At 58.2% G+C, this 12756-nt stretch carries 18 protein-coding genes and 1 tRNA gene; 11 read left to right on the top strand and 8 right to left on the bottom strand.

Translation table 11 applies throughout. The features are described 5' to 3' along the window. Positions 1-116: 116 nt before the first annotated feature. The 8 genes from E4P01_RS13620 to E4P01_RS13585 all read right to left on the bottom strand — a co-directional run bounded on the left by E4P01_RS13620 (position 117) and on the right by E4P01_RS13585 (position 4196). Positions 117-431, bottom strand: coding sequence for a RebB family R body protein (locus E4P01_RS13620; RefSeq protein WP_003187551.1), 315 nt, complete (start codon positions 429-431; stop codon positions 117-119). Between the two features lie 50 nt (positions 432-481). After that, entirely contained in the window at positions 482-796 is a 315-nt protein-coding gene (locus E4P01_RS13615; protein ID WP_005783676.1) for a RebB family R body protein, read from the bottom strand. Positions 797-878: 82 nt separating this feature from the next. Further along, entirely contained in the window at positions 879-1199 is a 321-nt protein-coding gene (locus E4P01_RS13610; protein ID WP_032878470.1) for a hypothetical protein, read from the bottom strand. A gap of 40 nt (positions 1200-1239) precedes the next feature. Continuing rightward, positions 1240-1866 carry a hypothetical protein gene (locus tag E4P01_RS13605; RefSeq protein ID WP_003187547.1) on the bottom strand — a complete coding sequence of 209 codons (627 nt, stop codon included), beginning with the start codon at positions 1864-1866 and terminating at the stop codon, positions 1240-1242. Positions 1867-1948: 82 nt separating this feature from the next. Next, the gene (locus E4P01_RS13600) at positions 1949-2521 is read right to left on the bottom strand and encodes a hypothetical protein (RefSeq protein ID WP_078819992.1); all 573 of its coding nucleotides are present in this window, start codon (positions 2519-2521) and stop codon (positions 1949-1951) included. 18 nt (positions 2522-2539) lie between these two features. After that, a complete protein-coding gene (locus tag E4P01_RS13595) occupies positions 2540-2767 on the bottom strand; it encodes a RebB family R body protein (RefSeq protein ID WP_003187543.1) in 228 nt (75 codons plus the stop codon). 103 nt (positions 2768-2870) lie between these two features. Next, positions 2871-3413 (bottom strand): sigma factor-like helix-turn-helix DNA-binding protein, encoded by a 543-nt coding sequence (locus E4P01_RS13590; RefSeq protein ID WP_050989018.1) that lies wholly within the window; start codon positions 3411-3413, stop codon positions 2871-2873. An 87-nt stretch (positions 3414-3500) separates the two neighbouring features. Beyond that, a complete protein-coding gene (locus E4P01_RS13585; protein WP_248130072.1) occupies positions 3501-4196 on the bottom strand; it encodes a Crp/Fnr family transcriptional regulator in 696 nt (231 codons plus the stop codon). A 216-nt stretch (positions 4197-4412) separates the two neighbouring features. Between E4P01_RS13585 and E4P01_RS13580 the strand changes: the two genes are divergently transcribed. The 11 genes from E4P01_RS13580 (at position 4413) to E4P01_RS13530 (ending at position 12468) form a co-directional block, all read left to right on the top strand. Continuing rightward, positions 4413-4489: transfer RNA gene (locus tag E4P01_RS13580), tRNA-Arg, on the top strand. Positions 4490-4656: 167 nt separating this feature from the next. Next, positions 4657-5892, top strand: coding sequence for a tyrosine-type recombinase/integrase (locus tag E4P01_RS13575; protein WP_216090568.1), 1236 nt, complete (start codon positions 4657-4659; stop codon positions 5890-5892). Positions 5893-6381: 489 nt separating this feature from the next. Next, positions 6382-6630, top strand: a complete 249-nt coding sequence (locus E4P01_RS13570; RefSeq protein WP_216090567.1) for a helix-turn-helix domain-containing protein — start codon at positions 6382-6384, stop codon at positions 6628-6630. A gap of 92 nt (positions 6631-6722) precedes the next feature. Then, positions 6723-6983: an AlpA family phage regulatory protein gene (locus E4P01_RS13565; RefSeq protein WP_056847294.1), complete on the top strand. Its 261-nt coding sequence runs from the start codon at positions 6723-6725 to the stop codon at positions 6981-6983. Beyond that, positions 6980-7285, top strand: a complete 306-nt coding sequence (locus E4P01_RS13560) for a hypothetical protein (RefSeq protein WP_216090565.1) — start codon at positions 6980-6982, stop codon at positions 7283-7285. Before E4P01_RS13565 ends, E4P01_RS13560 begins: the two co-directional genes overlap by 4 nt. 375 nt (positions 7286-7660) lie before the next feature. Next, complete coding sequence (locus E4P01_RS13555; protein WP_216090564.1) at positions 7661-7819, top strand: hypothetical protein; 159 nt, start codon at positions 7661-7663, stop codon at positions 7817-7819. Continuing rightward, on the top strand, positions 7816-8100 hold the full coding sequence (locus tag E4P01_RS13550) for a hypothetical protein (RefSeq protein ID WP_017846196.1): 285 nt from the start codon (positions 7816-7818) through the stop codon (positions 8098-8100). Before E4P01_RS13555 ends, E4P01_RS13550 begins: the two co-directional genes overlap by 4 nt. Further along, a complete protein-coding gene (locus E4P01_RS13545) occupies positions 8097-8369 on the top strand; it encodes a DUF3077 domain-containing protein (RefSeq protein ID WP_216090563.1) in 273 nt (90 codons plus the stop codon). Before E4P01_RS13550 ends, E4P01_RS13545 begins: the two co-directional genes overlap by 4 nt. Next, a complete protein-coding gene (locus tag E4P01_RS13540) occupies positions 8366-11254 on the top strand; it encodes a DUF927 domain-containing protein (RefSeq protein WP_216090562.1) in 2889 nt (962 codons plus the stop codon). The genes E4P01_RS13545 and E4P01_RS13540 overlap by 4 nt, the downstream gene beginning before the upstream one ends. Before the next feature lie 98 nt (positions 11255-11352). Next, positions 11353-12195, top strand: coding sequence for a chromosome segregation protein SMC (locus E4P01_RS13535; RefSeq protein WP_216090561.1), 843 nt, complete (start codon positions 11353-11355; stop codon positions 12193-12195). A 63-nt stretch (positions 12196-12258) separates the two neighbouring features. After that, on the top strand, positions 12259-12468 hold the full coding sequence (locus E4P01_RS13530) for a hypothetical protein (protein ID WP_248130071.1): 210 nt from the start codon (positions 12259-12261) through the stop codon (positions 12466-12468). Positions 12469-12756 lie beyond the last annotated feature (288 nt).

The raw sequence follows: 12756 nt of genomic DNA, 5'->3' as shown, positions 1-12756 counted from the left end.
GGATGTTCGAAAAAAAGAACGAATATGGCGCATCCGGCTCATCTTTCAGATCAAGCGCACACACGACAACAGCCCCGGAGCCTTGTGGGCGCCGGGGCCGTTGGGGACCTCGCAGCTTAAGGTTGGAACGACTTGAGCACGGCCAGCAGGCTGGTCAAGTTGTCGGCCACGCCGCCCTGGGCGACTTTTTCGGTGGCCGCGGCGCCAGCGGTGGTGTCGACACTGTAGATCTGCATCACGCCCTGGTTGGTGGCCGCCTGAGCCAGGGTGTTTTGTTGCTGTTGGGCCGAGACCGAGTTCTGGAACAGGATCGCCGTGGCCTGGCCCATGGATTGGTAGATGGTGCTCATGGCCATCGCGGGTGATTCGGCAACCACCTTGACGTTGGTCTGGGTGACGGCATCGGTGATTTGCGGGCTGACTGTACTCATGGTTGAAACTCCTGGGTTGAGAAAGAACAACATCCGTTATCGCTCAGTGCTTAAGGCTGGAAAGACTTGAGCACGGTCAACAGGCTGGTGAGGTTATCCGACACGCCGCCCTGGGCGACTTTCTCGGTGGCCGCCGCACCTGCGGTGGTATCGACGCTGTAGATCTGCATCACGCCCTGGTTGGTGGCCGCCTGGGCCAGGGTGTTTTGCTGCTGTTGGGCCGACACGGCGTTCTGGAACAGAATCGCCGTGGCCTGCGCCATGGATTGATAGATGGTGCTCATCGCCATCGCTGGCGATTCGGCCACCACTTTGACGTTGGTCTGGGTGACCGCGTCGGTAATTTGCTCGTTAACAAATGCCATGATCAATTTCCTTATTTAGTACACGGTGCATTCCGTGTTCATCAATGAACGTTGCCAAACAAGGGCTGTGAAACCTGTGGCTTCAGGATTTCGCAGGTCCGGCCAGGGCGGCCTCGATCCGTGCGATCAACTGCTGGATCTCCTTGTTCACTTCACGCTTGAGATCCAACTGCTCGACGCTTTGATCGGGCGCGCCATTCAGCGCTTGGCGTACCGCCGCCTCGCTCTGCTGGGCGGCCTGGCGAATGGCCTGCTCGTTGGTCTTCGATTGTTCAAGCACCTGCACCGCGCGCTTGAGGCTTTCGTCAACGATGGCTCGCGGCGCACCCTCGAACATCTGCGGGCTGCGCAGCATCGCCTCAAGCCGCTGGCGATCAGCGCTGGATAGAACCGGTGGCTGCATGTGAACCTCCTGCGGCACTGGCTGGGCGGCAACAGCGCCGCTAAAGCCGCACCTCAACGTTGTCCTGCCAGAACCCTGCAAAGTAAAAGTGCGGCGAGGAATCACAGAAGGTCGCCAACTCCGCAGGCGTTATGGCGCTAGGCTGGTTGGGGAAAATGGCAGGCGGAGGCGGCAGCAGATTGGCCTCGTTGTAGAGGTTGCCGACTTCATAGCAGTTGGCCGCGAACTGCGAACAAAAGGACCCGCTGCCGATGTCGATGGACTCGTTGATCCGCGTCACCAGGCTGGTATCGGAAGTCCAGCGCCGGAACGCTGAAATCATCGCGTTCCACACGCTGTAGCGGCCCCGAATATCACCGCCGATCTTGTCGAAGTAGAACTGCTTGGCAGCTACCGTCGCCGCCTCGCCCAGTTCGGTATCCACGCAGGAAAACACCATCGCCGAGCGCGGCGGTTTTTCCAGGCTCAGGTCGGTCAGGGCCAGGCCACTGCCCACACTTTCGATCACCATCGTGTCGCTTACCGCAATCGCCGGGTGAACCACATTCAGGTAGGTCGTGTCCTGCGAGAACACCTTGGCCTTGACCAGTTGACCTGCTTTGATAAACGCCCGCGTAGCGCTGTCGTCATCTTGTTTGACAGAAAAAATAATATCTCCAGGCTGCATGATGTCGCTCCTCACTCAAGAAAAGTTGCTTTCAAGTTGCTGTTGCACCGCTCCAGCCGAACGCTGGAGCGCTGTGCTGGGTTCAGGCCGCTGGCGCGGCCCGGTTGGCCAGGGTGCTCGCGTACTTGGCGATGCTCTGGTCGATCTTGTCGATGGCCACGCTGGCGGCTTCGGCTTCCATGGCTCCGGCGGCGGCGGCCACGGCGGCAGCGGCGCCCACCAGCAGGTCGGTGGCCAAGGCGCCCAAGGCGTCTTCGGCAGCGCCTGGCAGGTTGTCGTTGACGATGTTCTCGGTCATTTGCTGGAGCAGCACGGCCTGGGCCGCCAGGGCGATCTTGCTGACCCCGTCGAAGTACCCCGCCGCCGCCTGCGCCACCAGCCCGGCCGCCTGGCTGATCATCATGTCGGCCGGCACCGCGATCTGCGCCGGGGCATAGGCAAAGTTCTGCGCGTTGGTGAACTGCACCGCCTGCACGATCTGGCTATTGAGCGCCGCCGTGCTATCGGGCGACGGCGTGCTTACCTGGTTGAGCAGGTGCTCGTTCATGCGCGCCATGATCGAGCGCGAGGCCGGTGCAGCGGGCGCTGGCGGCGGCGGGTCGGCGGCGGGCGTTGCTTGGGAGGCGGCGGGTTTCTTTCTGCTGAACCACGACATAATCAATCTCCCGAGGCCTCAGCCCTTCTCGCCAATCTGCATGATCAGCGCCACGGCCTTGGAGATCACCGCGTTGGAAATCTGATTCATCGCCTGCTGGCTGTTGACCGCGTTCTGCAACGACAGGCCCGCCGCGCTGCTGGCCACCTGGTACAGCGACGCGATGGCCTGGGCCGGCGCCTCGGCCACCACCTTGACGTTGGTTTGAGTGACCGCGTCGGTGATCTGGCTGTTGACCTCTGTCATACATCTCTCCTTGATGGCATTCACCCAGGTTTGGGTGTGGATAGCGGCGGCGTGCTGCGCTCATATCACTAGAACGCCCCACGCCAACGTCTGTGAATCACCTTCAGCGCAAAGCACTGCGCAGCAGTTGCACGCGCTTGCGCACCAGCGGCAGCTTCACGTGCAACTCGGCGGCGATTTGCGGGTAAGGCAGGTCGTCGACAAAACGCATCTCGAACAAACGCTGCTGCAACAGCGGTAACCGTGCGACGTGCGCCTCGATCTGCTCCAGGCGCTCATAACATTCCACCCGCTCCAGCACCGAAGCGCAGGGCGCGGCGAGCGCGGCCAAGTGATCGTGTTCAAGATCCACCGAATCATCGAACAGCCGCCCCTCGCGCTTGCTGCGCCGCAAGCTGTCGAGAAACACATGATCGAGTACCAGAAACAGAAACCCCTCAGGGTCACGAATGCGCTCCGGCGAACGCCGAAAAAACAGCAGGGCCTTGATCGCCGTGGCCGACAACCACTCCTGGCCCTGATCCAGATTGCCCTTGGCCCGCCGCAACGCCCGGCGCTTTAGCTCGCCCTGCACGGCGCGCCAACTCGCTTCGAACAAACGGTCATCGGCGGCCCATTGATCCTTGAACTCAACAGTCATCCCCATCGCCAGCACTCCTGTGCATCCTTGATGAAGGGCCAGTCTGCGAGGGCTCGACGGGGGTACGCTGTTACCTGGGGAACACTGCGGCAACTAATTCAAGGCAAACGCCTTGCGCCGCAAATGCTCAAGATCGTTGATCACCATGCGCTCCAGATTGCCGCTGATCACGCCACTGCGGCGCCACAACTGCAGCTGCACATTAAGCTTGGGACGGCTGGTATTCAGCATCGACGCCAACACCCCCTGGCTGGCGGGCAGCGACACACTGGGCAAGGCCAGCGCCAGGTCGATCTCGCCCAGGTTGGCCAACAGAAACCGCGCCAACCGCGACTCCAGCCGATGCAGGCACACCAACTCCAGCAACTCGATGGCGTGCAGCAAACGCAGCATCATCAACATCAACAAACGCCGCAGAAACGCCGGTTCCTCAAACAGCACAGCAAAATGCCGGCTACCCAACTGCAACAAGCGCGTAGGGCCACTGGCAAAGGTGGAAGACTCGCGCCCATGATCCTTGATCAACGCCGTCTCCCCCACCACCTGCCCGGCCCCGGTGCTTCCGATGATCTGCTCGCGCCCATCCGGCCCATGCACCACCGAATAAATCCGGCCCTCCACCACCAGTGCAATGAATTCGAGGGTGTCGTCCTTGAAATACAACAGCTCACGATCATCCAGCGTGCGCTCCACCATATGGGTGGCAACGTAGCGCAAGAGGTGCTCCGGCATACCTCGAAACAAATCGGAGCGAGCCAGCAGGGTTTGTCTGAGCGGGAGATCGAGCATCACGGTTCCTTTGGAATGCATGCGTTCACCTGAGGAATTGCGGCGTGGAAGCGGGTTAAAGCCACAAGAGCAAAGCAAACAAAGGGACGCGCGGCGCGGGGAGTTGTGAATGAGGGTGGCGATTAGCCATTTTTTATCGGAAATGGACGACAGGGGGCGGGGGAAATGCCGGAATGGACGCATCAGGTCGACATGGGTATGATGTCGCCCGCACAAGCATCCGTAGCTCAGCTGGATAGAGTACTGCCCTCCGAAGGCAGGGGTCGTGGGTTCGAATCCCGCCGGGTGCACCATATAGCAGTCTCGGGCTGTCTCAGACAGTCTACGAAACACCCCAAGAAGCCCGCCCCGTGCGGGCTTTCTTGTTTCTGGCTATCCGTCCCTGTCCACCCCTATAACTTCCCGCCGTGTATGCCCACGTGTATGCTTTGAGATTCCTATAACTGGAGGCATACAGGAAGTGAAGCGCTCTGAAATCAAACGCCGCCCCTTAGCAGACACCACGCTCGCAGGCCTGGAGCCCGAGCACGCTACGTATCGGGAGCAGGACGGGAATGGTCTGTACTTTCGGGTAAAACCTAACGGACAAAAATCGTGGGAGCTGCGATACAAAAAGCCAGACGGCAAATGGTCTTGGCTGGGCCTCGGCGGCTACCCGGAAATCAGTGGCTCATTAGCGAGACAGAAAGCAGCTCAACTTCGGGATGATGCATCGACTGGCAAAAATCCTTTGGTGAGCAAGCAAGCTCGCAAGGTTGCAGACCAGGTTGCTGCCAACAACACCTTTGAAGCGCTAGGCCGCGAGTGGTTTGAGGCCAGACGCACAAGCTGGGAATCAGGTACGTCTCGACGAGTACTTGGCGCACTTGAGCTTCACGTGTTCCCCGTCTTCGGCAAACGCGTGTACACAGAAATATTGCCCCTAGAATGGATGGAGTTTCTACGTGGCATGGAGCAGAAGGGGATCATTGAACAAATGGGCCGAGTTCGTGCCTTTTGCAAAGAGATCTATGACCTGGCCCGTGTAACAGGACGAGCCGTCCACAACCCCCTTGAAGGTCTCAGCAAATTCCTGCAATCACGTAGCGCTGAAAACTATGCACACGTTTCGATTGAAGAACTGCCTGCGCTACTTCGAGCGATCAACTCCTACCCTCACGCAAAGGACGTTCGTATAGGGCTTCGCTTGCTTTCCTTATTAGCATCGCGCCCGAGCGAGATCCGAGAAGCACGCTGGTCAGAAATCGATCTTTCCAAAAAGCTATGGACGATCCCAGCCGAGCGAATGAAACGTCGTCGCGAACATGTGGTGCCTCTCTCTCGACAGGCAATTGAAGCGCTCACTGAGTTACGAACACTGACAGGTGCGTACCCTCTCCTATTTCCAGGCAGGAAAGACAGGACAATCCCCCGTAGCAATACAGTCTTTCTAATGGCGCTCCACAGACTGGGATATGCCGGTCGGCAAACAGGTCACGGCTTTCGTCACATCGCGAGCACCATACTCAATGAGCAGGGTTTCGATGAGAATCACATTGAGGCCCAGCTCTCTCACGCAAAGGAAGGAATAGCAGGGGTGTACAACAAGGCGGTTTACCTGCCTCAGCGCAGAGTGATGATGCAGTGGTACGCAGATCATCTGGATGAGCTAGTAGATGGCAACATTATTCAGGGACAGTTTGGCAAGGCGGGTTGAATACGCCAACCCCACACCCATCAAAAATCGGTGTTACTGGTGTTACGCACGTTACGCACCCGATCAACCAATTGATTTTATTGAATATTTCTTGCGTAACACGTATTAAAAGAGATCCGTACACCATGTGTTACGCGTCAAAAGCGTGTTACGCCTAAGGCGCCCAAAACCTCTGGCGGCCATCTCTTATTGGTCGCCGCACGCTTAGGAGAGGCGCTGTTATCGGACTACCAGAAGGGGCTCAGGGGATTACCGTTCGTCGGAACTTCACTGGATTTTATTTCTCACGCTCCAATTTTTAACTGTATAGAAAACCAGTAGGTCAAGGTAGGACAGCCCCGAAAAAAACTGAAACTTTGCTGCGATCTTGCTGACTTAAATTGCCTTATCCATAAAACCAGCGTCGAAAACTATAAAAATAAAACTTTTAAAAAATAGAAAATCGTTTACATAGCTGGGGCCTGTACGAACTACGACAGGAAACGCGCTATGCAGCCTCACGACACTTCAGACCACTCCACTACCTCTCTCACCCCTGCTTGTCTGCTCACTACCGATCAAGTCGCTAATGCACTAGGTCTGTCCAGCCGAACGCTTGCCGCCTGGCGAAGTTCTCGCAGCAACTCACTTCCCTATATCAAAACCGGGTCTCGGGTTCGCTATCGCTACCAAGACGTGGTCGCGTGGCTTGAAACCCAACTGCGCTCACCTGCAAAAACCGCTGGAGACAGGACCTGATGGGCGCCCCAAAGCAATCTGCAAAAGTTGTGGGGCTTGCGCCCTCCACTCCACGAGAAAGTCACCAAAAGGCCCCTAGCGGATCCGCATGCTTGCCGATCAGCGCGCCTCATACGGAAATTGGACAGTTCGATCCGGCCGCCACGCTGATACGCATCAATCAAGTCATAGCCCTGACGGGTATCGGCCGCGCAACGGTTTACAAACTTATGAGCCAGCCAGAGAGCGGCTTTCCGCAAGCGGTAAAGCTCACCGACAGCAATGCGCGTGGGGCTCCGGTCGCTTGGGTATTAGCCGAAATTTTGAATTGGACAAGGGCGCGTATCGCGGCCCGCGACCGGGTGGCGGCATGACGAATCGTGTCGCTAACAAGGCCATTTTGCAGCCCTTCTCTGTACTCAAAAAAGTCGGTTTCTCGTCGCGGTGGATGCGACGTTTTGAGCTTCACAGAACGCAACAAAAACGCCTGAATCGAGTAGTTGTAGTCATGCAATGGGCAGACGGCACTTGGTGTGCACTTTCAGTACCCAGCGAAGCCCCGCGTGCCGTGATCGTGGATGAAGGGCAACAAATCGAAGCTTACGAAGATGCACGATCTTGCCTCGACGGCGACTTCCTCCCACTGCTATCCCTGCGCTGGGAAGCCAATGCCTGAAACGAAAACGCCCCCGGCGGCAACCGGAGGCGTTGAGGTAAATCTACATGCCTGAGCAATTTATTCCCCACCGAAAAAATCCGCAAGCGATCTGCACGGTTGCACTTTCAAAAAACCGACGTTACTCTCTGGCCGTCGTTGCAAATTCAACGACCGGGTTTAGCGGCCCGAGCACATACAGGCGCACAAGCGCTTCCGACTCGATTGCATGCGCTTTTTTTGTGCCTGCGACTCTCGTTTATGGTGGCTGTGCGTGGGAGACCTTCGGGTCTGCCGGGATCCTGTATGCCCGGTCCGCTAACCCGCGCACAGCTGCCACCCTAATTCGTTTAGCGGCGAACCGTGGCAGCTCCTCACATACAGGAGCTTCACCAGATGCACGCCATCAATCCGTCCAAAATTCGCGCCGCCGCTCATCGAGCAATGGCTCTCGCCGCTTTACACGCCAACTCCAGCCTCGCCACACGCCTTTCCCGTTACAACGCCCATATGTCCAAGGCTCGCGCCCTGGAAGCCGCAGGGGGTGCACAATGAGCATGCTCCCAGGCTTTGCACTGCCCGAAGATCTACTCTGCGTCAGCCAAGACGCCGAAGCCGGCCTGCCTATCGACGCGATCACCTGTGCGCTCGACCGTGCCGATTCAGTGCTCATGCTGTTGGAAGATCACTTAGACGGCGATAAACCCCTGCTTTCCAACCGCGTGCTGTCGTCTGTTATTTGGGACGTGCGCGGCACCTTGGGCTTGATCAAAACACTCACCATGTACGGTGACGCCTCCTCTGTGCCGATGGGCCAGAAAGGCGGTGCGCTGTGACCCACTCCAGCACGTGTGGACGGTCCGAGTTTTCCCCTGCCAACGGTAACGGCCAAAACCTGTTTCGGGTGAATGCCGGTATCCCGCTGGAGGACGCACTTGAAGCCGTCTCCCAGATTCTGCACCACGCCAATCAACTGATCCTCGACGCCGCCATCAGCGATGCGGGCGAGCGTTTTAGTTGGCCTGCGTTCTACCTCGGCGAGATGGCCAAGGCACTGATCGACGACGTGAACGAGGCGTTGCTTGAGTCGAGGACCGCACCATGACTCAACGCACCGGCAACACCTCAAAACGCCCCAGCTTTGCCGACGTAAAAAGCGTTGCCCTGAAGCACATCGACCGTGTGCTTGCGCACTGGCTGCCGAACGGCAAACGCGTCGATGGTGGCAAGGAATACACCGCACCAAACCCGACGCGCACGGACAAACGCGCAGGCTCACTCAAGGTCAATTTGAGCAAAGGCACCTGGGCGGATTTTGCCACCGGCGATAAAGGCGGCGACCTGATTGACCTGGTGCGCTACATCGACGGCGGCACGGACGTTGAAGCCTGCAAAAAACTGGCGGATCTGCTCAACGTCTCCACTGGTTCCGCGACCACCAAAAGCGCACCGGCCAAAAGCGCAACGCCGGAGTGGATCACGATTCAACCGATCCCGGCCGAGGCCATGAACAAGTGTCCAACCAAACACCGGCAACACGGTGTTCCGTCCAAAGTGTGGATCTATCGCGATGCTCAGGGCCAGCCGGTCATGGCGCTGTATCGCTTCGACCTGGGTCCCGATGAAGACGGCAAGCCGCGAAAGGTTTTCGCACCATTGACCTGGTGCAAGCGCTCCGATGGACAAACCACACAATGGCGCTGGCAAGGTTTGCCGGAACCTCGGCCCCTGCTGCGCTTGGATGAGCTGGCACAGCGCGCCGATGCGCCTGTAGTGTTGTGTGAAGGCGAAAAGGCTGCTGATGCCGCCGCTGAACTGATGCCCGACCATGTAGCCACGTGCTGGCCGAACGGCTCCAACTCTTGGCACAAGGCCGACCTGACGCCACTCAAAGGGCTCACGGTGGTGCTATGGCCGGATAACGATGCCAGCGGCAAGACCTGCATGGACGCCATCGAGCTCAAGCTGAATGAGCTGGGCGCAGCCTCAGTACAACGAATCTCGCTCGACGTGTTCAAGCTCAAGCCCAGCAGCAAAGGCGGCAAGCCTACGCTGATCAAGGGTGGAAAATGGGCAGACGGCGATGACGCAGCGGATGCGTTAGCCAAAGGCTGGACCGCTGGTCACGTCGCCGAGCTGGTGCGCAACGGTGAGTTTTTCGGCGGTGCCGTTGAGCCAACTGAACCCCAAGAACAGACGGCCAAGGCGCCCGCCAAACGCCCCGCGAAATCGAAAAATGATCTGTTGCCGGGCGGCTTTCGCCTGACGCCTGAAGGGGTGTTTTATTCCGGCGATGATGGCGAGGCGCGCCCCGTGTGTTCGCCTTTGGAAATCATCGCCCGCACTCGCGACGACAAGGGCCACAACTGGGGTTTATTGGTCGAGTTCGATGACCCGGACGGCGCCAAAAAGCGCTGGAACATTCCAGCCCGAACCATGACCGGCGACTTCGGCAAGGACGTACTTGGGCCACTGGTAGATATGGGCCTACGCCTCGCTGGGAGTCGGTCGGGGCGCAATGCCCGTAATGACCTGCAGAGCTATCTCGGCGGCTTCGATAGCGCCCAGCGCGCACGATTGGTGACGCGCCTGGGCTGGCACGACAACGCCTTCCTTTTGCCCGAACAGCAAATCGGCTCGCATGCCGAACACCTGCATTTTTATGAAGCCGGTGCGCAGCTTCCACCAATCAGCGAAGCGGGCTCTCTGGAGCAATGGCAGCAGCAAATCGGCGCACTGTGCATTGGTAATCACCGCTTGGCTTTTGTCGTCTCTGTGGCCTTTGCAGGGCCTCTGTTGAACCTGCTCGGGCATGAATCGGGCGGCTTCCACCTGTATGGCGACAGTTCCGGGGGCAAGACTACCCACTTGCAGGTCGCTGCCTCGGTTTATGGCGGGCCGCGTCTGGTGCGTTCGTGGCGCTCGACAGACAACGCCCTGGAGTCCATCGCCGCTGCGCACTCAGACGGTCTCCTGGTGCTGGATGAAATCGGCATGTGCGACCCGCGCATTATTGGCGAGACGGTCTACATGCTCGGTAACGGCACCGGTAAGGCCCGGGCGAATGATCGAGGACAAGCGGGCCGACAGGTGCAGGAGTGGCGCTTGCTGTTTCTCTCTACGGGAGAGAAGACGTTGGCGCAGCACATGGCGGATGCCAACAAGGAGCTGAAAGCCGGTATGGAGGTACGCATGCTCGCTCTCCCTGCCGATGCGAGCAAAGGCCTCGGCATGTTCGATGTGCTGAACGGTTTTGAGGACGCTGCCACCCTCTCCGATGCGCTCAAGGCCCGCGTTGCCAAATACTACGGCACGCCCCTCACCACTTTCCTGCATGCACTGTGTGCGCCTGGCGAAATGCTCAGATGGACGGTGATCATTCGCCGCACGGTTGAACAGTTCATCACCCAAAACCTGCCCGCCTCGGCCAGTGGTCAGGCCCAGCGTGCCGCTCTTCGCTTCGGGCTCGCAGCAGCGGCCGGAGAGTTGGCCACCGCCTTCGGCGTCACCGGCTGGCCGGACGGTACAGCCACGACCGCCGCTCGGGTGTGTCTGCATGCGTGGCTGGCCGAACGCGGCGGCGCCGGTAACTTCGAGGGAGATGCGATCTTGGCTCGGTTGCGCCAGGTCATCGAACGCTTTGGAGAAAGCCGCTTTACCCGCTGGGAATCTGCCGCCGCCAAGATCGATGAACACGGCCCACGCACGATTGATCGGTTGGGCTTTCGCAAGACGATGGAACATGGGATGGGCGACGCCCTGCACACCACCAACACCTACTACGTGCTGCCTGAAGCCTGGAGGGCCGAAATCTTCAAGGGAATGAACATCAGCGCGGTGAACAAGGAGCTGCTGCAACGGGGCGTACTTGAGCCGGGAAGCGACGGAAAAGCGTACAGCCTGATTCGCCTGCCCGGGTTAGGGCCTCAACGCTGCTACGTGGTGAAGACCGTACCAGGAACGGACGAAGGCGAGGCTAAGGCCGCCTGACGGCATGCCTGCTGATCGAGGTAGCGCCGGCTGATTACCGGCCTCGCCAGCCGTTCGACAACCATCCCTATCAACCGCAGTACCCAGAGACAATTCAGATGAACACTATCCAAGAACTGAAAGACCGCCGCGACACACTGACCCTCGAAATGGAGAGCATTCAGGGTGACCTGGCTCCCTTCGAAGAGGCGCTGGAAAGCCCGGAGGTTATCCAGCAGGGCCGTCAACGAGCCGTGCAGGATGAAATCAACGATCACAAAAGACGTATCGACTCGCGAAATCTGGAGATCAGCAACCTGAATCAAAAGATTCTTCGCCATGAGAGATTGGCAAACCGTGAGAGCTTGGCTGCGGGATATCTCAGCGATATGGCGAACTGGAAAGCCGACGAGATGGAACTCAACGAAAAGCGCAGCAGTATCGAGACCCGGTTGCAGCAGGTCCGCCAGAGCGATCAGGAAGACATGGCAAAAGCTCGACAAGCTGAAACGGACGCGGCTACCGCTTATGCACAGGCTGTCGCCTGGGGCGACGTAGAGGGCGAAAAAGCGGCTAACGCAGAAGCTCAAAAGGCAGCAAAAAACCTCACGGCTGCGGCTGAGCATCACCGCCGCCAACAACTGCTCATCACCGCACTGGAGCAGGAGCTGGTGACGATTGATCTGCATATCACAGAGGCACAAAAGGAACGCACCGAGATCGAGAATAAAGCGGCTCACCTGGCAAACACTGTGCTGGAAGAACAGTGGAATGAGGCCGCCAAAACACTGCTGGAGACCGGCGGCAAGCTGTGGGCCGCACGCAACCTGATTAGTCGTGACCCGGTTGCACTGATGAAGCTGGATATCCCTGAACTGGGCGAGCACTTTGGAAGCTGGACCTGGCGAGAACTCGCGGCTCGCTCACACCAACACAGCCTGCTTGACCTGTTGGCGGCCTAACTCAAACCTTCCCCGAAGCAACCGGCAAGGGTCGGCTGCTTCGGGCCAACCATCGGTCTAACCATGAATAAACCACCACAGAACAGTGCACAGATGCCTGATTATCTAAAGACCCGAAAGCTCCATTTGAACGGGATAATGGTCGGCATGGCAGGCGCGAAAAAGCTCAACGCGAAAGCAAACACTGAAACTAAAGTTGAGAGGCTCACGATTGATGCGATCAAGGCAGAGCTTGATTTCATTGACATCCAACTCAAAAGAAAGGGAGGGTGATACAGAAGCGAAAGCCTAGGCAACTCCTCTTCGCTAGATCCTCCCATTACAAACAAGGCTCCAGATTTTTCTGACTTCTGATCTGTGGCGGCTGTGGTCTTATGACCGCGGTCGGCCGAGGCTGTGTAAAAACGTTTTTGAGTGCGACAGGTACTCAAAACCGGACTGGAAATCGCGCGTCTACGCGAAATCCACATCTGCTGACGTGCCGATAAATTTCAGATTTAACGTAGGCGCACACACTTCAATTTTGGCGAAACGTTTTGACACCCTCGGGGCCAAAAGCGG

The sequence above is a fragment of the Pseudomonas sp. NCIMB 10586 genome, assembly GCF_023127895.1.
GTDB lineage: Bacteria > Pseudomonadota > Gammaproteobacteria > Pseudomonadales > Pseudomonadaceae > Aquipseudomonas > Aquipseudomonas synxantha_A.
The sequence above is the reverse complement of the archived record's forward strand: the minus strand, read 5'-3'. Positions and strand labels throughout refer to the sequence as shown.